The sequence below is a fragment of the Corallococcus sp. AB011P genome, from assembly GCF_003611605.1.
Taxonomy (GTDB): Bacteria; Myxococcota; Myxococcia; order Myxococcales; family Myxococcaceae; genus Corallococcus; species Corallococcus coralloides.
Window position 1 is genome coordinate 78711 of record NZ_RAVX01000007.1, and the last position, 20496, is coordinate 99206.

Consider the following 20496-nt stretch of genomic DNA (forward strand, 5'->3'; position numbering starts at 1 on the left):
CGCACCCATCCCCCCGCCGCGAAAGGCAGCCTGCTGGCGTGCATGCCCTTTTCCGGTGATGGCGGCGGTGGAGCCCCTGCCCGGCCGCCTGGTGTCGGGGTGCCGGCATGCGAGGGCGGCTGCATCTTGGCTCCACCGTGGAAAACCCACTCACCCGCGTCCGGCAGGCCGTCTTCCGTTTCGCGGAGGGCGGCGCCGCCCTGTCCGCGCGCTATCACCGCGCCCGGCTGGTGGGAGCTGAACATTTGCCCAGACATGGGCCGCTGCTGCTCGTGGGCAATCACGGTGTCTGGGGATACGAGACCCCCGCCTTCTTCCACCTCTTGCACCGGGCCACGGGGCGCTATCCGCTGGGGCTCGCGGAGCGGGGATTCTTCAAGATTCCCCTCGTGCGCACGGTGTTGCCCTGGCTGGGCGGGGTGGAGGGGACGCGGGAGAACGCGCTCCGGTCGCTCCGGGAGGGGCAGCTGGTCGTCTGTTATCCGGGCGGCGCGCGGGAGACCTTCAAACGCAGTCAGGGCCGCTACCAGCTCCGGTGGGAGAGCGCGCTGGGCTTCGTCCGGCTGGCCATGCAGGCCGGGGTGCCGGTGGTGCCCTTCGCCGGCTTCGGGGTGGATGACACCTTCTTCTGGCCTCCGGACGAGGACCGGTGGTGTGTGCGCCTGGCCGCGGAGGACAAATACCGCATGCCGTTGGTGATGGGATTGGGCCCCCTGCCGCTGCCAGTTCAACTAACCTTCGCCGTGGGTGAACCCCATGAACCGCCGCCGTCGGGTGCGTCGGAGTCACGCGTGCGAGCCTTCCGGGACCGCGTGGCCGCCAGCGTCCGGCGCCTGCTGCTGAGAGCCTGTCATGCTTGATACCGCCGCCACTCCCGTCCCCTCCCCGCCCCGCACGCCGCCGCTGGTGCCGGACGTGGAAGACATCCAGCGCGGCTATGAGCGGCTGGACTGCGAGGAGCGCGCCGTCCGGGGCACGCCGGTACGCCTGTTCACCTTTCCCGGGGGCAACAGGGATGTATCACGCACGGTGGTCTGTCTTCCGGGGCTGGGCGCCAGTGGCCGGTCCTTCGCGCCCATGGAGCCGCTGGCCCAGGCGTGGAACCTGCTGTTGTGGACGCCGCCGCTGAAGACGCCCGCGACGCATACACCGCTGCAGTGGAACCTGTCGGTGCTCAACCACCCGGAGGCGGGGCTGCCGGAGCGCTTCGCGTTGATGGGGTCCTCCTACGGCAGCCTGCTGTCCATCGCGTATGCGTTGGAGCACCCCCAGCGGGTGAAGGCGCTGGTGCTGGTGTCGCCGGTGGCCAGCGTGCGCAAGGTGCGGCGGCTGGCGTTGTCGCTGTCCACGCTGGTGCGGGCGCCCCGGCCGCTGGCGTATGTGTTCGCGCCCACGGTGGCGCGGGTCATGGGAGGCCGGTGGCTGCCGGCGGAGGGGCGGGCGGAAATCGTGCGCGAGGCCCGGCGCATTTCGCCGCTGGAGCTGATGCGGCGGCTGCGCGACATCCTGGCCGCGGACTTCCTGCACCGGCTGCGGGAGCTGCGCGTGCCCACGCTCATCATCGAGGGCGGCCGGGACCTGCTGGTGCCGCCCGCGGCCGCGCGCGACGTGGCGGAGCACGTGCCAGGCGCCCGGCTGGAGTTCCTGGAGGCGGCCAGTCACCTGCCGTACATGAGCCACCCGGAAGCGTTCAATGAACGCGTGTCCGACTTCCTGTCGCGGCACCCTGACTGAGCAGGCGTTATTTCTAGTCGCGGGGGAACACATCCAGATGACCACCGCCGCAGACCAGCTGTCCCGCTCCGCGCTGCTGTTCCTGTCGCGTCAGTCCAACCTGAAGGACGTGGCCACGCGGCTCAAACCCTTTCGACAGCTGGCGTCCCGCTTCATCGCGGGAGAGACGCTGGAGGAAGCCGTGGACGCGGTGAAGGCCCTCACGGCGAAGGGGCTGATGGCCAGCTTCGACCACCTCAACGAAGCGGTGCGCTCACCTCCGGAGACTCGCGACGAGGTGAAGCAGTACCTGCGGCTGCTGGCGCGCATCGACCAGGTGGGCGTGCGGGCCAACGTGTCGCTGAAGCTCACGCAGTGCGGTCTGTTGTTCGACCGGAACCTGGCGCTGCAGAACGCGCGGGCGGTGGTGGCGGACGCGACGGCGCGGGACTCGTTCGTGCGCGTGGACATGGAGGAGAGCGCCGTCACCCAGACGACCCTGGACATCGTGCGGGATCTGCACGCGGAGTTCGGCGAGCGGCACGTGGGCGCGGTGCTCCAGAGCTACCTCAAGCGCACGGAGGAGGACACGAAGGCCCTGTGCGCCGAGCGCGTCCGCATCCGGCTGTGCAAGGGGGCCTACCTGGAGGGTCCCGACGTGGCCTTCCCGGACAAGAAGGACGTGGACGCGAACTTCGTGCGCTGCATGCGCATCCTCCTGGACAGCGGCGTGTATCACGGCATCGCCACGCATGATGAGCGGATGATTGACGCCACGCTGGAGTACGCCGCGCGTCAGCATCTGCCCAAGGGCGCCTTCGAATTCCAGATGCTGTATGGCATCCGGCGCGACCTCCAGGAGCAGCTGGCGAGGGACGGCCATCCGGTGCGTGTCTACGTCCCGTATGGGAAGCACTGGTATCCCTATTTCATGCGCCGGCTGGCGGAGCGTCCGGCCAACCTGTGGTTCGTGATGCGCAACCTGATGAAGGGGTAGGCCATGAGGAATCCATACGCCGCGGCCTATGTCGCCGGGGCCGTGGGCACCGGTGCCCTGGGCATGCTGGTCGCCGTGCGCAATGCCTCGCTGGGCCATCCGCCGCCCTACTCCGCGCGCAACATCGCGCGGCACGTGCTGAGCCGGCTGTTCGGCCGGAAGCTGTCCCGGCGGGAGGCCGCGAACTGGGCGTTCGCGCTGCGCGCGGGCTATGGCCCGCTGCTGGGGATGGGCTGGGGCCTGGTGCGGATGCGCACGTCGAAGTGGGCCCTGCCGCACAGCGGTGTGCTGCTGGGCCTGGGGGTGCTCGCGTTCGAGCGCATGGCCTTTCCCCTCTTCAAGGCGACGGCCGCGGAGAGCACCTGGACGCGCGAGGAGCACGCCTGGCTGTTCGCGCAGACGGCCCTGTTCGGCGTGGTCACCGAGGCGACGATGCGCTGGCTCACGAAGTAGGCCGTTTCGCGGAAGTGGGACGGCCGTTCCCAATTCCGGTCGGCATCCGGGGCCGGGTGAGCCGCCCGGCAGGGGAAGGCCGTGCGTGGCATCCTCGTTGCTACACGCGCGTCCTCGTCCCCCACCCCTGACACAGGTCCATGCTCTTGCTCGAAGTCCGGCGCACGTTGCGCTCGATGGCCCGGGAGAAGCTCTTCACCGCGGTCGTCGTGTTGACGCTGGCGCTCACCATCGGTGCGACCACCGCGGTCTTCAGTGTCGTGTACCCGGTGCTCTGGCAACCCCTGCCGTATCCGGAGGCAGCGCAGCTGGTCCGCCTCTTCCAGGCGACGACGCCGGGCGCGGGGGCCGGGCCGCACAAGGACCGCACCCGCGTGAGCCTGCCCGTGTGGAACACGTGGCGCGAGGGGGCCCGGAGCTTCTCCGGCATCGAGGGCGTGCGGGTGGCGAAGCAGCTCCTGGGCGGAGCGGGGCTGGAGGCGCGGCTGACCGTGGGACGCGCCTCCGCGGGGCTGATGCCCCTGCTGGGCGTCCGGCCCGCCCTGGGGCGGCTCTGGGGGACGGAAGGAGAGGTTCCCGGCCGCGACCGCGAGCTGGTGCTGACCCATGCGCTGTGGCAGCGGCTGTATGGGGCGGACCCCGCCGTCCTGGGCCGGAGCGTCCTGCTGGACGGCCTGTCTCACGTCATCGTGGGCGTGCTGCCGGAGGACTTCCGCTTCGAGCCGGAGGTGGAGGCGTGGAAGCCCCTGGCGATGGATGCGCTCCACGACGGAGGCAATGCGCTGCGCGTCGTGGGCCGGATGCGTCCGGGCGTCTCCCTGGAGCAGGCCCGGGGGGAATTGCTTCCGCTCACGCTCGCCGCGGAGGCCGTCCCGGGCGAGCCTCGGGTGGGGGTGCACGTGGAGCCCCTCCACGCGTACTTCGTCGAGCAATCCCTGTCCCAGCTGCGGATCGCGGCCGGGGCGGCGGTGCTGCTGTTGCTGTTGGGGTGCTCGAACCTCGCGAACCTGCTGCTCGCGCGGGGCAGCGCGCGGATGCACGAGCTGTCGGTGCGCCTGGCGCTGGGAGCGACCCGGTGGCAGCTGGTCCGGCAGGTGTTCGTGGAGAGCGCGGTCCGGGCCGCGTTCGGGGGCGTGGGCGGGTTGCTGCTCGCGCTCTGGGGGAGGGGACTGCTCACCCTCTTCATTCCAGGCTGGTTCGTGTCCGGCGGCCCGGGGCTGGAGCCCTCCTTGCTCGGCATCGCGGCGGCCGTGTCGCTGGCGACAGCGGTGCTGGTGGGGGTGCTGCCCGCGCTCCACGCCTCGCGCGGAGAGGCCCGGGCCGTGCTCGCGCCGATGATGCGCGGTGGGCGCGGCGCGACGTCCCTGGGCTGGGCGCGCTCGGCGCTGGTCGTCGCGCAGCTGTCCCTGGCGCTGGTGCCGCTGGTGGGCGCGGGGCTCATGCTGCGCACGCTGTGGAAGCTCCAGGCCGTGCCGCTGGGCTTCGAGCCCGAGCGCGTCACGGTCGCGGAGGTGTTCTTCCCGCTGGAGCAGTTCCCCGACGAGGCCCGGGCCTCGGCCCTGGCCCAGGCGCTCACCGCGCGGCTGGAGACGCTCCCCGGCGTGGACGCGGCCGGGCTCACCGCGGCGCTCCCCTTCTCCGGTGAAGTCTGGCGCGAGACGGCGGGCTTCCACGTCGCGGGGGCGCCCCCTCCGTCCGGGATGCCGCCCCGAGCCGGCTACGTGCCGGCCAGCGCGGGCGCGTTCCAGGCCATGGGCATCGCGTTGAAGCAGGGCCGCCTCATGGACGCGGGCGACACAGCGGACCATCCCCCCGTGGTGGTCGTCAGCGAGGCCTTCGCGCGCCGGTACCTCCCGGGCCGGAACCCGGTGGGTGTCCGGCTCCAACTGGACAGGGACGCGGCGCCCCGGGAAGTCATTGGCGTCGTTGGGGACGTGCCCATGGAGCGCGTCTCGGTGGCGCCAGCCGGGGACCTCTACGTCCCGCTGGGCCAGGACATGCGCAAGAGCCTGAACCTGGCGGTGAAGTCCTCGCTGCCGGCGCCCCGGTTGCTGGCGCTGCTACAGGAGGAGGTCCGCGCGGCGGAGCCGAACCTGCGGCTGCTCAACGTCCGCCCGTTGGAGCGCGTGGTGGAGGCCGGCTCCGCCCGGGTGCGTGTGCTGGGCGGGCTGCTGGCGGCGTTCGCGCTGCTGGGCGCGGTCCTGGCCTCGGTGGGGCTGTATGGATTGCTGGCCTTCTGGGTGACGCAGCGGACCCGGGAGCTGGGCATCCGGAGCGCTCTGGGTGCGGCGCCTCGGGGACTGCTCCGGCTGGTCGTGACCCAGGGACTGCGGCTCACAAGCCTGGGCCTCGCCGTGGGGCTGCTGGGCGCGGGGCTGCTGGCCCGCGCGCTCTCCGCGATGCTGTATGGCATCACGCCCCACGACCCGCTCATCTTCGTGGGAGCCCCCGCGCTGCTCTTCCTCACCGCGCTGGCGGCCAGCTGGATTCCCGCGCTCTCCGCCACCCGCATCTCTCCGGCCGAGGCCCTCAAGCAGGACGCCTGAGGGCCCCTGCCCCACCTCAGGACTTGTTGCCCTTGTGGGGGAGGAGGGTCTCCACCACCTCCTTCATGGACTGCTTGAGGAAGCCGCCCGCGTCCGCGTCGCCCTTCACGACGGCGGAGGCGAACATCTTCGCCTGCTCCACGGTGATGTGCGGCGGCAGGGGCGGCACGTCCGGGTCCGTATAGGCCTCGAAGACGACGGGCCGGTCCGCGGCCAGCGCCTCATCCCACGCGGCGGCGAGCCGGTCCGGCCGGTCCACGCGGAGGCCCTTGAGGCCCAGGGACTCGGCGTACTTCGCGTAGGGGAAGTCCGGCAGGTCCTGGGACGCGGCGTACTTCGGGTCGCCCGCCATCACCCGCTGCTCCCACGTCACCTGGTTCAGGTCGCGGTTGTTGAGCACCAGGACGATGAGGCGCGGGTCCTTCCACTCCTTCCAGTACTTCGCCACGGTGATGAGCTCCGCGTTGCCATTCATCTGCATGGCGCCGTCGCCCACCACCGCGAGCACCGGGCGGTGCGGGAAGGCGAACTTCGCCCCCAGCGCGTACGGCATGCCGCAGCCCATGGTGGCCAGGTTGCCGGACAGGGACGCCATCATCCCCTGGCGCACCTTCAGGTCGCGCGCGAACCAGTTGGTGGAGCTGCCCGAGTCCGCCGCGAGGATGACGTCCGCGGGCAGCTTCGGGGACAGCTCCCAGAACACGCGCTGCGGGTTGAGGGGGTTCGCGTCGGTCATGGCGCGCGCCTCCAGCACCTTCCACCAGCGCGCCACGCCCTTCTCCACGCCCTCGCGCCAGCTCCGGTCCTCCTTGCGCTTCAGCTGGGGGATGAGCGCGCGCAGCGTCTCCTTCGCGTCGCCCACCAGCCCCACCTCCATGGGGTAGCGGATGGAGAGCATCCGGCCGTCCAGGTCGATTTGAACGCCGCGCGCCTGGCCCTCCGGTGGCAGGAACTCCGAGTAGGGGAAGCTGGTCCCCACCATCAGCAACGTGTCGCAGTCCTGCATCAGGTCCCAGCTGGGCTTCGTGCCCAGCAGGCCGATGGGGCCCGTCACGAAGGGCAGCGCGTCCGGCAGCACCGCCTTGCCCAGCAGCGCCTTGGACACGCCCGCGCCCAGCCGGTCCGCGACCTCCATCACCTCGTCCGCCGCGCCCAGTGCGCCCGCGCCCACCAGCATCGCCACCTTCTTGCCGGCGTTGAGGACGTCCGCGGCGCGGCGCAGGTCCGCGTCCTGGGGAATCACTCGCGGGGACGCGTAGCCCACGCTGGAGTGCACGGTGCCGTGCTTGCGCGGGGGCGGCTCATAGGGCTGCTCCTGCAAGTCGTTGGGCAACACCAGACACGTCACGGTGCGCTCGCACCGGGCGATTCTCACGGCCCGGTCCAGCGCGTGGCGGACGGCGGAGGGCACGGTCACCATGGTGATGTACTCGCTGGCCACGTCCTTGAAGAGCGTGGTGAGGTCCACCTCCTGCTGGTAGTGGCCACCCAGGGCCGTGCGGGCCTGCTGGCCGACGATGGCCACCACGGGCTGGTGGTCCAGCTTCGCGTCGTAGAGGCCATTGAGCAGGTGGACGGCGCCCGGGCCGGAGGTGGCCATGCACACGCCCACCTCGCCGGTGAACTTCGCGTGCGCGCAGGCGGCGAAGGCGGCCATCTCCTCGTGGCGGACCTGCACGAACTTCATCTCGGAGTTGCGTCCCAGCGCGCCCATCACCCCGTTGATGCCGTCGCCCGGGTATCCGTAGATGCGGCGCACACCCCACTGGATGAGGCGGTAGACGAGGTAGTCGCTGACGGTGGCGCTCATGCGCGAGGCTCCTGGACAGGGGCGGGTGGAGGTCCCTCGCGCATCAAGCTAGTGACCGCGATGCCCCCTGGAGTCCGGGGGCATCCGGGTGCCCGTTCCACCCGCCCGTGAGCGGGCCTGCGTGCGGGCGGCTACCGCCGCTCGTGGCCTTCCGGTTCGTGCCGGTGCCGCCGGCCCTTGTCGTGGGCGAGCTCCGGGCGCTTCTCCGCCAGCCAGGCGATGGCGTGGGCGGAGCTGGGGATGGTGAGCATCAGGAACGCGGCGACGAGCAGCCCTCGCAGGATGAGCCAGCCGTCCGCCGTCGCCAGCGTGGCGCCGATGATGACCAGCGCTCCGCCAAAGGGCACCGCGCCCGCCGCGTGCACGCGCGTGAGCACCGACGGCAGCCGGTACATGCCGATGATGGCGGCGGTGATGAAGCACAGGCCCAGTGCCACCAGGCCGTCGGCCACCCACTGCACCCCGGCGGACATCATCGGCTGTCCTCCTCATCGTGGAAGGTGCGGCCGTGGTGCAGGAAGCGGGCGCCGGCCACGGTCTGCACGTAGGAGAGCAGGGCCAGCACCAGGGCCGCGTCCAGGTAGCCGGCCTCGCCGCGTGTCGCGCCGTACAGCGCCAGCACCGCGCAGATGGCCAGTCCCAGGGTGTCCACGGACATGAGCATGTCCGCCGAGGAGCGCTGGCGCGAGGCCAGCAGCACCAGGGCGCCCAGGAGGCCCACCATCCACACGATGGCCAGGGTGAAGAAGGTCTCGTGCATCCAGGCCGCCTCCCTACGGAAACACCGCGCGCTGGTAGCGCTGGTAGAAGTTGTCCTGCTGCCGGATCAACCTGTCTGGATCCGACGCGTCCAGCGCGTGCATGCGCATCACGCGCTTCTTCCAGTCCAGCTCCAGCAGCACCGTGCCCGGGGCCAGGGACATGGCCCACGAGGACACCTGCACGCCGCGCGCGGTGCGCTCGCCCATGGGGACCTCCACGACGCCCGCGTGATTCGCACGGTCGGCGGGGCCGAAGATGACCGTGAGCACATGCAAACAACTCCGCGTCACCAGCACGACCAGGGCCCAGCCGAAGCGGGGCAGGTGCAGCGTGCGGCGCCAGTGCTCGCGAGCACTCAGGACCGGCGGCAGGGCGGCCAGGGGGAACAGGCGCATCACCCCCAGGGACAGCACCGCGCCCAGCGCGAGGTCCACCGGATGGAAGCTGCCCACCATCAGCGCGTACAGCAGCGTCAGGGACAGCATGTGCACCAGGGTGAGCGGGCTCATGGCAGCGTCCCCAGGCCCTGGATGGCGTCGCGTCCGGCGCGCAGGAGCGGCTCCGGCCAGAGGCCCGCGGCGATGAGCGCGAGGGACAGCGCGTACACCACGGCTCCCGTGCCCCGGTGCAAGGCCGCGCCCTCCCTCAACCACCGCTCGCGCTGGTAGGCGCGGAAGAGGGCCAGGAGCGACAGGGCGCTCGCCAGCACCACCAGCCCCGCGAGCCAGGCATGCCCCTGCTCCAGCGCCGCTCGCAGCAGCCAGGCCTTGGACCAGAAGCCCGCGGTGGGCGGCACTCCCGCCGTGCTGAAGGCCGCCACCGAGTAGGCCCTGCGCGCCCGCTCGCCGCCCCGGTCCTGCGCCAGGAACAGCGCCGTCTTGTCCACGGAGCCCGCCAGCGCCAGCGCCACCGCCGCGCACAGGCCTTCCCGGCCCGCCAGGCTCAGCGCGGCGATGATGAGCCCCGCCTGCGAGATGGACGCGTACGCGAGCACCTCGCGCGTGTCCCGCCGGGAGAGCGCCAGCACGGAGCCGTAGAGGATGCTCGCCGCGCCCAATATCTCCAGCAGCGGCCGGGCCTGCGCCAGCACCTGCGGCATCACGTCCACGCCGAAGCGCAAGAGCCCATAGCTGCCGATGTTCGCCAGCGCTCCCGCGAGCAGCGCCGCCACCGTGGGGCCCGCGTCCCGGTACACCGCGGGCGCCCAGAAGTGGAACGGGAAGAAGCCCAGCTTCACGCCGAACGCGCACAGCAGCAGCGTGCCCGGCACCAGCAACGCGAACGGTTCCCGCGCCTGTCCCCACGCGATGATGGACAGCATGTCCAGCGTGCCGGTGGTCAGGTACAGCATCACCACCGCCGTGAGGAACAGCGTGGACCCCATCAGGTTCACCACCACGAAGGTGAACGCCGCGTGCAGGTTCCGGGGCCTCTCTCCATACGACGCCAGCCCGAACGCGGCCGTCATCGCCAGCTCGAAGAAGACGTAGAAGTTGAACGCGTCCGACGTGAAGAACACCCCCGTGAGCCCCGCGCCCATGAAGACCACCAGGGCGGGGAAGCTGCGCGACGTGATGCCTCCGGCCACGTGCTCGTACACGAGCGTGCCCAGCAGCACCGACGTGGACACCAGCGCGAACACGATGGACAGCTGATCCGCTCGCAGGCGGATGCCCACGCCCACCGGCCAGTCCCCCGTGACGAACTGGGGCGCCTGCGAGCCCCAGGCCTGGGGCAACAGCCACACCGTGCACACGAGCGTGCCCGCGAGCCCCGCGATGGCCAACCACGCCACCCACGCGCGGCGTCCATCCAGGAACGCCAGCACCGTGCCCAGCACCCACGGCAGGAGCAGAGGACCCCAGAGCGGCATCAGGAGTCCTCCTCCTTCTCCACTGCGTGCACGCGCCGGAGCTCCGCTTCCACCAACCGGTCCGTGCGCAACGAGCCGTGCGCCCGCTGCGTGCGGTGCACCAGCGTGAGCAGCAGCGCGGACACCGCGAAGCCGATGACGATGGCCGTGAGCGCCAGCGACTGGAGCACCGGGTCCGTCACCGGCCAGCCAGCCTGCACGCTCAGCGCCTCGCCCCGCTCCGGGAAGGAGCCCGCGAGGATGAGCAGGACACTGGAGTTGGTGATGAGCACCGTGCCGCACGCCACGCGCACCAGCTCGCGCTCCAGCACCATGCGCACGCCGCACGCGAACAGCAGGCCCACCACCAGGGACGCGATGAGGATCATGGTCCGGACTCCTCCTCCGCTCCGGTGCGCAGGGCGAAGCGGTCGATGACGGTGACCACCAGCCCGAAGACGATGAGCATCAGTCCTCCCTCGAAGATGAGCGCGGTGTGCAGGTGGAGCGCTCCCATGCCCAGCTCCGGCTGGTCCGGGCGGGGGAAGAGGCTCATGGGGGTGTAGCCCGCGAGCACGGGCAGGAACGCGGTGCCCACCACGAGCAAGAGCCCCACGCCCGCCAGCGGGGCCGCGTACCGCACCGCCACGTAGCGCCGGGCCTGGTCGCGGCCCACCACCACGTACTGGAGCAGCACCGCGAGGCCGGCGAGCGCCCCGGCCGGGAAGCCGCCGCCCACCGACGCGCCGCCCTTCAGCCAGAACGAGAGCGCGATGATCAACGACGGCCACAGCAGGAGGCGCGACAGGGGCGGGACGAAGGAGATCATGGCTTCAGCGCTTCCCCTTCAGGGTCAGGAGGCTGGTGACGCCGAGCAGCGCCGCCACCACGACGGTCATCTCCCCCACCGTGTCCAGGCCCCGGAAGTCCGTGAGCACCGCGGCCACGACGTTGGGCGAGTGCGCCGCTTCCGCCAACTGCACCGTGCGCGCGCCCACGCGGTCGGCATGCAGATGGGACAAGGCGCTCCAGCTCAGGAGGAAGGCGCTCGCGCCCGCGACACTGGCCGCCAGGCGGTCGCGTCCGCGTGGGTTCTGGGACTCGTGCTGGGCGCGCGCGAGGCGGCCGCGGGGCAGCAGGGCCAGCAGGCCCGCGAAGAGCAACGTGAAGGTGGTCTCCACCAGCACGGAGGTGAGGGCCACGTCGGGCGCGGCGGCGAAGGCGAACACCATGGCCAGGCTGAAGCCCACGCAGGAGATGAGCAGCACCAGCCGCAAATGGCCCTTCGCGCGCAGCGTGGCCAGCGCGGCGGCGGACGCGAAGGCCAGCGCCATCACCAGCGTGATATCCGCCCAGCCCACGGTGCCCACCTTGAAGCGGTCGCGCAGCGGCGTCACGCCCAGCACCGCCAGGCCCAGGAGGCCCGTGGGCACCAGCACGGACGCCACGCGGTCGCGCAGGTCGCGCACCTCCTTCTCGTGCAGCCACGTGGACAGCCGGTCCAGCTGGTGCAGCAGCAGGCGGTAGCCTCGCTCGGCGCCCACGTGGGACGCGCCTTCCAGCACGCGGGAGAGCGCGGGCGTCCACGCGCGGCGGGTGGCGAACAGCGCCGCGCCCAGGACCCAGGCCCCCACGGCGAGCAGGTTCTCCGCGCGCGCGTCCAGGTGATACGCGAACTCCAGCGTGGAGGGCTCGCCGCGCATCGCCTCCGCGGCGGCGCGGGAGGGCGCGACCAGGAGCCCCGGCAGCACGCCGCCCAGGAGGATGGCCGCGGCGAGCACGACCACGGGGGCCACGAGCAGGCGCGGTGCCGCGGGCACGTCCTGGCGCGGGCCGCCGAAGAGGCCCCACCACAGGCGCAGCGTATACGCGAGCGTCATGCCCGCGCCCACGAGCCCGGCCGCCATGAACGCGGGGCCCTCTTTCGCGAGCGCGTGGAAGAAGACCTCGTCCTTGAAGAAGCCCACGGTGAGGGGCAGCGCGGCGAGCCCCGCCGCCGCGACGGCGCTGGCGCCCGCGAGCAGGGGGAGCGAGTGGCGCAGGCCTCCGACCTCGGACAGCTTCTTCTTCCCGGTGACCTGGGTGACGGCGCCCGCGGTGAGGAACAGGGCGGCCTTGCACGGCGCGTGGGCCGCCACGTAGAGCGGCGCGCCTTCGGAGCCCAGCGCCACCAGCACCAGCGCGTAGCCGTACTGCGCGATGGTGGAGTACGCGAGCACGCGCTTGAACGGATCCGCCACCAGGGCCATCAGGCTGCCCATGCCCATGGACAGGAAGCCGATGACGAGCAGGCCGTGGCGCACGTCCGTGGCGGGGGCGAACAGGGGGTAGAGGCGCTGGAGGAGGAAGACGCCCGCGGCGACCATCGCGGCCGAGTGCAGGTACGAGGACACGGGCGTGGGCGCGGCCATGGCGCGAGGCAGCCAGAAGTGGAACGGCACCTGCGCGCTCTTGCCCAGCGCGCCCACGGCCAGGCACACCAGGGCGCCGGTGGACGCGGGGGACTGCGCGGCGCGCTCGAAGACGAGCGGCAGGGAGAAGGTGCCGTACTGGAGGCCCAGCGTCATGGCGCCCGCGAAGAAGACGACGGAGGTGGCGCCGGTGAGGACCAGGGACAGGAGCGCGGCGGCGCGCGACTCGGGGTCCTCGCGGTCGAAGCCGATGAGCAGGTAGGAGATGATGGTGGTGAGGTCCAGCGCCACGAAGAGCAGCAGCAGGTCATCCACGGTGACGAGCAGCACCATGGCGGCCATGAACGCGAGGAGCAGCCCCTGGAAGCGCACCTCGTCGCCCGGGGGCCGCTTCTCCTCCGCCAGGTGGTGCGGCATGTACGCGCGCGAGTACAGGACGACGAGCGCGCCGATTCCGAGCGCCAACGCGGCATAGAGGCCGGACAGGCCGTCGCGCGTGAACTCCAGCGACAGGCCCCAGGAGGGGGCCCAGGGGAGCACGAGGCGCGTGGTCCCCTGCATCCACTCGTTGACCAGCGCCCCCATCGCGGCGAGCGCGCCCAGGGCGCCCATCCAGGCCGCGGCGCCCGGACGCCACCGGCCCGCGACATAGGCGAGCGGCGCGCACGCCAGGGCCAGGAGGATGGGCAGGAGGAGGGGCATGGGCGAAGAGGCCCACGTTAGGAGTGGCCCGCCGGTGCAGGCACACAACCGTCAGCCCTTCGCGCGGAGCGTCACCCCCAGGTCACTCGTGGAGCCGGAGCCGTGCGCTGGTGGACACAGCTCAGGACAGCAAGCCTTCCAGCACGGTGAACAACCGCTCGCAGTGCGCTGAACGGGCGCGGACGAGCACGGGGTCCACCTTTCCCAACAAATCCGAGCAGTGCTCGATCTTGTGGTACCGGCCCTTCTGCGTCCCCTGGGTTGCCTTGTCCAGGGCGCCTTCGAGGATGGGCTTGGGAATGGCCTCGACGTTGTTCGTCTTGGGAAGGCTCCCGAGCGCGAAGCCCTTTCCGTAGTAACCCTGGAGCGCTTCGGGGTCCGCCATGAGCCATGCCTCGGCGGTCTGGACCATCAGCTGGCAGGAGTCGTCCGAAGCCTTCTCGGGACGCTGCCATGGGTCGCGCGTCGCGAGATGGGCCCAGGGCGGCTTGCTCACCGGGCCTTCTGAATCGACGAGCAGGATGTTGAAGGCGGAAGGGTGATCCTTGAGTGCGTGCCTGAATCCATCAAAAGCGGCATCGCGCGGACCGCACAGGATGAGCTGCCAGCGGACATTTCTTCTCCTCGCGCGCTGGACGATTTCCTCGAAGAACTGACCGAATCCAGCCCTCAGTCGCGCCTTGCCGTAGTTGGTATTTCCGCCTCCTTCAATGTAGAGCCGGATCTCCTTCACCATCGGGTTCCCCCCAACTCGCCCATCCGCCAGACCTCCCCCAGGCTGTACCGCGACAACCACTCCGAAAGCTTTTCCTTCTCCAGGCGCCGCAGCACCGTTCCGCCCTGCTCCTGCTCGCAGACGACGACGGATTCTGGAACCTCGGAGAGCGCGGAGACCAGCGTGTCCGAGTGGGTCGTCACGATGAGCTGCGTGCGCGTGCTCGCTTCGATGAGCAGGCGCCCGATCACCGGCAAGATGTCGGGATGCAATCCGAGTTCCGGCTCCTCGATGCAGACCAGGGGCGGAGGCGTCGGGTGGCACAGCAGAGTGAGCAGGCAGAGATAGCGCAGCGTCCCGTCGGACAGACGCGTCGCTGGGATGGGGGCGCTCAGGCCTTCCTCATGGAAGAACACCTGCACTGTTCCACCAGAGATCCTGACCGAGAGACCCTCCACGCGCGCATAGAGAAGACGAAGGTTCTCCAGCAGGGCCTTCTTCACACCTGGCCGGAACTCGAGGTCGTTGAGTACGAGCCCCAGGTTGCTTGCGTCCTCCAGCAGGAAGTCTCCAGGGAGGTCCGTTCGCTGAGGCAGCCGTGGGGGCGTGTATCTGCCCAGGTTCCACTCCCGGTGCAGGGAGATCCGGCCAAACTGAGCGCCCACATAGGTCAATTCGGGATACGCATCCTCATCCCGCCGCTGAGACAAGATGGATTGGTCTGGGCTCACCTGCTGGACGGCTCTCCACATGCGTCCATCCGCCGATCCGGGCGGGCTCGCCATCGACATACGGGCATTCAGCACGGGAGAGCCCGAATGATATCGGTAGAAATCCGTGGAGGACCGATTCGACTCTTTTGGCCTCTCGTTCTGGATGGCCTCGTTAACAAGGTCCAGCCGCTGGCCTTCTACCGTGAAGGCCAGTTGGTAGCGCAGCGGCATGACCCCTTTCGGGTACTCCAGAACGACGTCCAACTCCGCGACCGGCGCTGACGAACCCGGTCCGCCCTTCCACAACCACTCCGACACGCCCCCGCCCTCACGGATGGGCGCCAGCAGATTGCTCGGTGTCGCCCGCAGCAAGCCCAGCGCCTCGATGAGGTTGGACTTTCCGGACGCATTCGGACCAATCAGGACGTTGAGCGCCTGAAGGGGGAAGGCTTCGGAGTCAGGTCCGAACGAAAGGAGGTTCCGGAGGCGGATGCTGCGCAGCATCCCGCCACTCTACCCGGGACCGGACGGCGCCGGACTCAATCCGACTACAGCGTGTCCAGCAGCTCCCGGCACTCGCGCCGCCAGTGGAGCGCGGTGGCGGGCACGGGGCTCACGCGCACGGAGCCGTCCGTGGGCTCTCGCGACAACAGGCGCACCTCTTCCGGACGCACGTGCTCCAGCAGGTCCGGCGAGTGCGTGGCCAGCACCACCTGCACCGGCTGGCCTCCCGTGGACTCGCCTCGCGTCATGGCGCGCAGCAGCTCCAGCACCTCGCGCACCAGACCCGGGTGCAGGGCGCGCTCCGGCTCGTCCAGCGTGAGCAGCTCCGGCAACGGGCGCTGATAGGGCAACACCAGGAACGCGAGCAGCCACAGCACCCCGTCCGACACGTAGTCGGGGCCGAACCACACGTCCGGACTCCAGCGGTCTCGGAAGCGCAGCCGGAAGGAGCGGTCCTCCAGGTCGCGCGCCACGTCCACCTCCGACAGCGACGGCACCCGCATGGCCAGCTCCTTGGAGATGACGTCCCGCGTGGACATGGGCAGCGCCGCGAAGACGCTCGCGAGGTTGCCGCCCTTGCGCTCCAGCCATGTCGCCTTCGCGGACGAGCCCCCACCGCGCAGCGCCTCCATGCTCAGCGACAGCTGCTGCGTGGAGTGCCCCTGGCCAGGCAGCGTGTCCATCACGCTGAACGGGTACTCCACGCGCGTGCGGTCGCCGTGCGCGTACGTCCATTCGATGGAGAGCGGGCGGGACTCATCCCGCCGCCAGAAGTCCGAAGGCTCGTACGCGAGCTGGTGCTGGAGCCCCTCCAGCATGGCGGTCTTCCCCGACGCCGAGGGCCCCACCAGGACGGTCAATGGCTCCAGGGCGAGCTGTACGTGAAGCAGGCACCGGTAGTGCTCGAAGCGGACGGAGGCAATCACAGCCGGAAATCTAACGGCCTCCCCCCAGGGGCCGTCCATGGCTCCAGTCGGACCCATGTCCCTGTGTGGGGCCTTCAGGCCCTCCAGGAGACCAGGCCCGCCGCCATCAACACCCCGCCCACCACCAGGGCCGCGGGCAGGCGCGGCCGGGCAGGGGCTGACTCCGGCGCGTCCTCGCCCCGCCGCAGCGCCTTCTGGAGCACCTGCGCCAGGTGCCGCGGCTTGCGCCCCGTGGCCTGGCGTATCTGCTCCCGGCAGCTGAACCCGTCCGCGATGAGCAGCGTGTCCCTGGACGCCCCTCGCACCTTCGGAAGGATGACCCTCTCGCCGCAGGCCTGCGACACGTCGTACCTGCCGCGCTCGTAGCCGAACGAGCCCGCCATGCCGCAGCAGCCCGAGTCCGGCTTCTCCCAGTCCAACCCCGTGCGGTCCAACCACCTCTGCTCGTCGTGGAACTTCATCACCGCCTGGTGATGGCAGTGCCCCTGCACCAGCGCCTTTCCCTCCAGCCTCGGGACCTCGAAGTCCGGCGCCCGCTTCTGCAACAGCTCGCTCAACACATATGTCTGCGCCGCCAGCCGCTTCGCGTCCTCGTCGTGCGGGAAGAGGTTGAGCAGCTCGTCGCGGAAGACCGCCGCGCAGCTGAGCTCCAGCATCACGAAGGGGATGCCCGCCCTGATTTCCTCGCGGAAGCGCGCCAGCGTGTGCCGCAACAGCGCCTTCGCCGTGTCCAGCATCCCGTAGTCGTAGAGCGGCCGGCCGCAGCAGACGAAGCCCTGGGGCACGTGCACCTCGAAGCCCGCCGCCTCCAGCACCTCCAACGCCGCGGAGGCCGTGTCCGCCTGGAAGAAGTTGTTGAAGGTGTCCGGGAAGAGCACCACCGGGCCTCGCGGCCCCTGCTGCACGCGCCGGCCGCGCACGCGCCGCTGGAAGGGCGTCGCGTCGAAGCGGGGAATGTCCCGCGCGGGATGCACACCCGCGGCCGCCTTCGCCAGCGCGCGCAGCCCCGGCGCGTGCGTGACGAGGTTCGCCAGCCACGGCATGCGCCCACCCACGCGCGCCCAGAACATCACCAGGCCAAAGGCATACGCCTGCCGGGGACGCAGCCGGCCCCGGTAGTGGTGGCTGAGGAACTCCGCCTTGTACGTGGCCATGTCCACGTTCACCGGGCAGTCGGACTTGCAGCCCTTGCACGCCAGGCACAAATCCAACGCCTCCTTCACGTGCGGGCTCCTCCAGCCCTGCTCCACCACGTCGCCGCGCAGCATCTCGAAGAGCAGGTGCGCGCGGCCACGAGTGGAGTGCATCTCCTCGCGCGTGACCATGTAGCTGGGACACATGGTGCCGCCGTCCGTGCGCCGGCACTTGCCCACGCCCACGCAGCGCGTGGTGGCGCGCGAGAAGCTCCCCTGGTCCTCCGGGAACTGGAAGTGCGTGCGCGGTTCGGGAGGCGCGTAGCGCGTGCCCATGCGCAGGTTCTCGTCCAGGCGGTACGGGTCCACCACCTTGCGTGGGTTCATCCCGCCGTCCGGGTCCCACAGCCGCTTGAAGTCCCCGAAGGCCCGCACCAGTTCCCCACCGAACATCTTCGGCAGCAGCTCCGCGCGGGACTGGCCGTCGCCGTGCTCGCCGGACAGCGAGCCGCCGTGGCTCACCACCAGGTCCGCCGCCTCCTCCACGAAGCGGCGGTAGCGCGCGACGCCCTCGCGCGTGTGCAATTCGAAGCTGATGCGGCAGTGCAGGCAGCCCTGGCCGAAGTGGCCGTAGAGCGACGCCTGGTAGCCGAAGCGGTCCAGCAGCTTGCGGAAGTCCCGCAGGTACTGGCCCATGCGCTCCGGCGGCACCGCCGAGTCCTCCCATCCCGGCCAGTTGTCCGGCTCCCCCGGGATGCGCGCGGTGGCGCCCAGGCCGGACTCGCGGACCTCCCAGATGAGCTGCTCCTGCTTCTTGTCGTCATGGAGGCGCATGGACGGCGCGTGTCCCCTCTTCTCCAGCCGGGCCATCAGCGCGTGCGCCTTCGCGTCCGACTCCTCCCTGGAGTCCCCGCCGAACTCCACCACCAGCCAGCCCCCGCCGTCCGAAAGCAGCGGCAGGTCCTCGGTGTGCAGGTGCTTGCGCTTCATCCCGTCGATGAGATTCTGGTCCATGCCCTCCAGGCCGATGGGCCCCGCCTCCACCACCTCCGGGATGTCGTCCGCGGCGCGGTACACGTCCGGGTAACCGAGCACCAGCAGCGAACGGGACTTCGGCTCCGGGACCAGTTGGAGCGTGGCCTCCAGCACGGTGACGCAGGTGCCCTCGGTGCCCACCAGGGCGCGCGCGACGTGGAAGCCGTTCTCCGGGAGCAGCTCGTCCAGGTTGTAGCCGGACACGCGGCGGGGGATGCGCGGGTATCTGGCGCGGATGAGGTCCGCGTAGCGGTCTCGCAGGACCTTCATGCCCCGGTAGAGCTCGCCCACGCGGCCGGGCTCGCGCATCAGGCGCTCCAGCTCCGCGTCGGACGTGCGGCCCACGCGCAGGCGCACGCCGTCGTAGGTGAGCACGTCCAGGGACTCGGTGTTGTCCGCCACCCGGCCGGCCATCTGCGCGTGCACGCCGCAGGAGTTGTTGCCCACCATTCCCCCCAGCGTGCAGCGGTTGTGGGTGGCGGGGTCCGGGCCGAAGGTGAGGCCGTAACGCTTCACGGCTTCCGTGCGGAGCACATCCAGCACCGTGCCGGGCTGCACGCGGGCGAGCCGCCGCTCGGGGTCGATGTGCAGCACGCGGTCCAGGTACCGGGAGAAGTCCATCACCACGGCCACGTTGCACGTCTGGCCCGCGAGCGCGGTGCCGCCGCCCCGGGACGTCAGCGGCGCGCCGTACTTGCGGCACAGGCGTACCGTCTCCACCACGTCCTCCACGGTGCGGGGACACACCACGCCCAGCGGCACCTGCCGGTAGTTGGATGCGTCCGTGGCGTACAGCGCGCGTCCGCCCGCGTCGAACTGCACGTCGCCTCGCAGCCGGCGGCGCAGCTCGCGCCCCAGGCCCGCCACATCCACGTCCCTGCGCACGCGCGCGGTGGCCGCACGGGGGCGGCGCACGTGGCGCAGGGTGTCCAGGAAGGTCGTTGTCATGTGGAGGTCCCCACGGCGAAGCGGGCGGCGTCCGCCCGTTTGAGCTCCAGCCCGAGTCCGGGCCGGGACAGGTCCGGCGCCATCGCGCCATCCACGGGCGGCGCGACGCCGTCGAAGAGCATCCGTTCCAGCCGCGCGTGGTCGTGGAAGTACTCCACGTGCACCAACCGCCGCGCGGCGCAGGCCACGTGCAGGTGCAGGGCCGGAGCGCAGTGCGCGGAAAGGGGAACGTGGAAGGCCTCCGCCAGCGCGTCCGCCTGGAGGAAGCCGGTGAAGCCCAGACAGCGCGACGCGTCCGCCTGGAGCACGTCCACCGCGCCCGCCTCCAGCATGCGGCGGAAGTACAGGCCGCTGTCGCCGTACTCGCCCGCGGCGACGTCCAGGCCCGCGGGCCCGCCGTCGCGCACGCGGCGCAGGCCGGCCAGGTCGTCACTGGAGACGGGCTCCTCGAACCACGACACGCCGGCCTCGCGGAAGTCCCGCGCCAACGCCAGCGCCTGCTTCACGGTGTACGCGCCATTGGCGTCCACGAAGAGGGCGGGTCCGGGGCCCAGGGCCTCGCGCGCACCGCGCACGCGGGCGGGGTCGGCGTCCGCCTGGGTGCCGACCTTCATCTTCACACGAGGGATGCCCGCGTCCGCCCAGCCCGTGAGCTGCGTCTGGAGTTGCCGGTCCGTGTAGCTGGTGAAGCCGCCGCTGCCGTAGAGGGGCGCGGCGGGGCGGGCCTGGCCGAACAGCCGGGCGAGCGGCACGCCCAGCAGCTTCGCCTTCAGGTCCCAGAGTGAGGTGTCCACGGCGGACAGCGCCCGGGCCGCGAGCCCGCCGGAGCCCATGTTGCGCACCCGGCGCAGCAGGGACGCCATCCGCGCCGGGAGGTCCCAGGCGTCCTCGCTCACGAGCAGCGGGCCGAACGTGTCGCGGATCAACGCGGCGCCGGCCGCGGCTGCGTAGGTGTAGCCCAGCCCGCGCTGGCCGCCGGCCACGGGCTCCACGAGCAGCAGCGTGGTGGACGTCCAGGCGAAGGTGCCATCGGACTCCGGCTGGTCCGTGGGCACGGTGTACGCGGAGACATCGACCCGCTCGATGGGCGCGGCGCTGTCACGGCGGGTGGACGAGGGCATCGTGTTCCTTCGGGCCCCGAGGGCCTGACGGCTTCACGATGAAGCTAGGCGCTGGGTGCGGGATGGCAGCACGGCGAGGCCTCTCGCATGCACGCTGTCCGGGACATCCACCGGGCGCCCCGTGCGTCCTGCGCGTCTCCACGATGGGCCGTTCC

The 20496-nt window shown here is 71.1% G+C and carries 18 protein-coding genes; 5 read left to right on the forward strand and 13 right to left on the reverse strand.

The features are described from left to right. Nucleotides 1-137: 137 nt before the first annotated feature. The 5 genes from D7X30_RS20160 to D7X30_RS20180 all read left to right on the forward strand — a co-directional run bounded on the left by D7X30_RS20160 (nucleotide 138) and on the right by D7X30_RS20180 (nucleotide 5709). The gene (locus tag D7X30_RS20160) at nucleotides 138-860 is read left to right on the forward strand and encodes a lysophospholipid acyltransferase family protein (RefSeq protein WP_120564772.1); all 723 of its coding nucleotides are present in this window, start codon (nucleotides 138-140) and stop codon (nucleotides 858-860) included. Continuing rightward, complete coding sequence (locus D7X30_RS20165) at nucleotides 853-1734, forward strand: alpha/beta fold hydrolase (RefSeq protein ID WP_120564571.1); 882 nt, start codon at nucleotides 853-855, stop codon at nucleotides 1732-1734. Before D7X30_RS20160 ends, D7X30_RS20165 begins: the two co-directional genes overlap by 8 nt. A gap of 37 nt (nucleotides 1735-1771) precedes the next feature. Beyond that, nucleotides 1772-2710 carry a proline dehydrogenase family protein gene (locus D7X30_RS20170; RefSeq protein ID WP_120564572.1) on the forward strand — a complete coding sequence of 313 codons (939 nt, stop codon included), beginning with the start codon at nucleotides 1772-1774 and terminating at the stop codon, nucleotides 2708-2710. Between the two features lie 3 nt (nucleotides 2711-2713). Further along, nucleotides 2714-3163, forward strand: coding sequence for a hypothetical protein (locus D7X30_RS20175; RefSeq protein ID WP_120564573.1), 450 nt, complete (start codon nucleotides 2714-2716; stop codon nucleotides 3161-3163). A gap of 140 nt (nucleotides 3164-3303) precedes the next feature. Further along, a complete protein-coding gene (locus D7X30_RS20180; protein ID WP_120564574.1) occupies nucleotides 3304-5709 on the forward strand; it encodes an ABC transporter permease in 2406 nt (801 codons plus the stop codon). A gap of 16 nt (nucleotides 5710-5725) precedes the next feature. On the opposite strand, the gene D7X30_RS20185 is transcribed toward D7X30_RS20180, so the two are convergent. The 13 genes from D7X30_RS20185 to D7X30_RS20245 all read right to left on the reverse strand — a co-directional run bounded on the left by D7X30_RS20185 (nucleotide 5726) and on the right by D7X30_RS20245 (nucleotide 20341). Beyond that, nucleotides 5726-7519 (reverse strand): thiamine pyrophosphate-requiring protein, encoded by a 1794-nt coding sequence (locus tag D7X30_RS20185; RefSeq protein WP_120564575.1) that lies wholly within the window; start codon nucleotides 7517-7519, stop codon nucleotides 5726-5728. A 131-nt stretch (nucleotides 7520-7650) separates the two neighbouring features. Beyond that, nucleotides 7651-7995 carry a monovalent cation/H(+) antiporter subunit G gene (locus tag D7X30_RS20190; protein ID WP_120564576.1) on the reverse strand — a complete coding sequence of 115 codons (345 nt, stop codon included), beginning with the start codon at nucleotides 7993-7995 and terminating at the stop codon, nucleotides 7651-7653. Then, nucleotides 7992-8279 carry a monovalent cation/H+ antiporter complex subunit F gene (locus D7X30_RS20195; protein ID WP_120564577.1) on the reverse strand — a complete coding sequence of 96 codons (288 nt, stop codon included), beginning with the start codon at nucleotides 8277-8279 and terminating at the stop codon, nucleotides 7992-7994. The genes D7X30_RS20190 and D7X30_RS20195 overlap by 4 nt, the downstream gene beginning before the upstream one ends. 13 nt (nucleotides 8280-8292) lie before the next feature. After that, the gene (locus tag D7X30_RS20200; RefSeq protein ID WP_120564578.1) at nucleotides 8293-8790 is read right to left on the reverse strand and encodes a Na+/H+ antiporter subunit E; all 498 of its coding nucleotides are present in this window, start codon (nucleotides 8788-8790) and stop codon (nucleotides 8293-8295) included. Continuing rightward, on the reverse strand, nucleotides 8787-10154 hold the full coding sequence (locus D7X30_RS20205) for a complex I subunit 5 family protein (RefSeq protein ID WP_120564579.1): 1368 nt from the start codon (nucleotides 10152-10154) through the stop codon (nucleotides 8787-8789). Before D7X30_RS20205 ends, D7X30_RS20200 begins: the two co-directional genes overlap by 4 nt. Beyond that, entirely contained in the window at nucleotides 10154-10522 is a 369-nt protein-coding gene (locus tag D7X30_RS20210; protein WP_120564580.1) for a sodium:proton antiporter, read from the reverse strand. The genes D7X30_RS20205 and D7X30_RS20210 overlap by 1 nt, the downstream gene beginning before the upstream one ends. Continuing rightward, nucleotides 10519-10962 carry an MnhB domain-containing protein gene (locus tag D7X30_RS20215; protein ID WP_120564581.1) on the reverse strand — a complete coding sequence of 148 codons (444 nt, stop codon included), beginning with the start codon at nucleotides 10960-10962 and terminating at the stop codon, nucleotides 10519-10521. Before D7X30_RS20215 ends, D7X30_RS20210 begins: the two co-directional genes overlap by 4 nt. 4 nt (nucleotides 10963-10966) lie before the next feature. Continuing rightward, the gene (mbhE, locus tag D7X30_RS20220; RefSeq protein ID WP_120564582.1) at nucleotides 10967-13246 is read right to left on the reverse strand and encodes a hydrogen gas-evolving membrane-bound hydrogenase subunit E; all 2280 of its coding nucleotides are present in this window, start codon (nucleotides 13244-13246) and stop codon (nucleotides 10967-10969) included. Between the two features lie 121 nt (nucleotides 13247-13367). After that, nucleotides 13368-13982 carry a DUF4276 family protein gene (locus D7X30_RS20225; RefSeq protein ID WP_120564583.1) on the reverse strand — a complete coding sequence of 205 codons (615 nt, stop codon included), beginning with the start codon at nucleotides 13980-13982 and terminating at the stop codon, nucleotides 13368-13370. Next, a complete protein-coding gene (locus D7X30_RS20230) occupies nucleotides 13976-15178 on the reverse strand; it encodes an AAA family ATPase (RefSeq protein ID WP_120564584.1) in 1203 nt (400 codons plus the stop codon). The genes D7X30_RS20225 and D7X30_RS20230 overlap by 7 nt, the downstream gene beginning before the upstream one ends. A 44-nt stretch (nucleotides 15179-15222) precedes the next feature. Then, a complete protein-coding gene (locus D7X30_RS20235; RefSeq protein WP_120564585.1) occupies nucleotides 15223-16104 on the reverse strand; it encodes an AAA family ATPase in 882 nt (293 codons plus the stop codon). Nucleotides 16105-16178: 74 nt separating this feature from the next. Continuing rightward, entirely contained in the window at nucleotides 16179-19220 is a 3042-nt protein-coding gene (locus tag D7X30_RS20240) for an FAD-binding and (Fe-S)-binding domain-containing protein (RefSeq protein ID WP_120564586.1), read from the reverse strand. After that, a complete protein-coding gene (locus tag D7X30_RS20245; protein WP_120564587.1) occupies nucleotides 19217-20341 on the reverse strand; it encodes an enolase C-terminal domain-like protein in 1125 nt (374 codons plus the stop codon). The genes D7X30_RS20240 and D7X30_RS20245 overlap by 4 nt, the downstream gene beginning before the upstream one ends. Nucleotides 20342-20496: the final 155 nt, after the last annotated feature.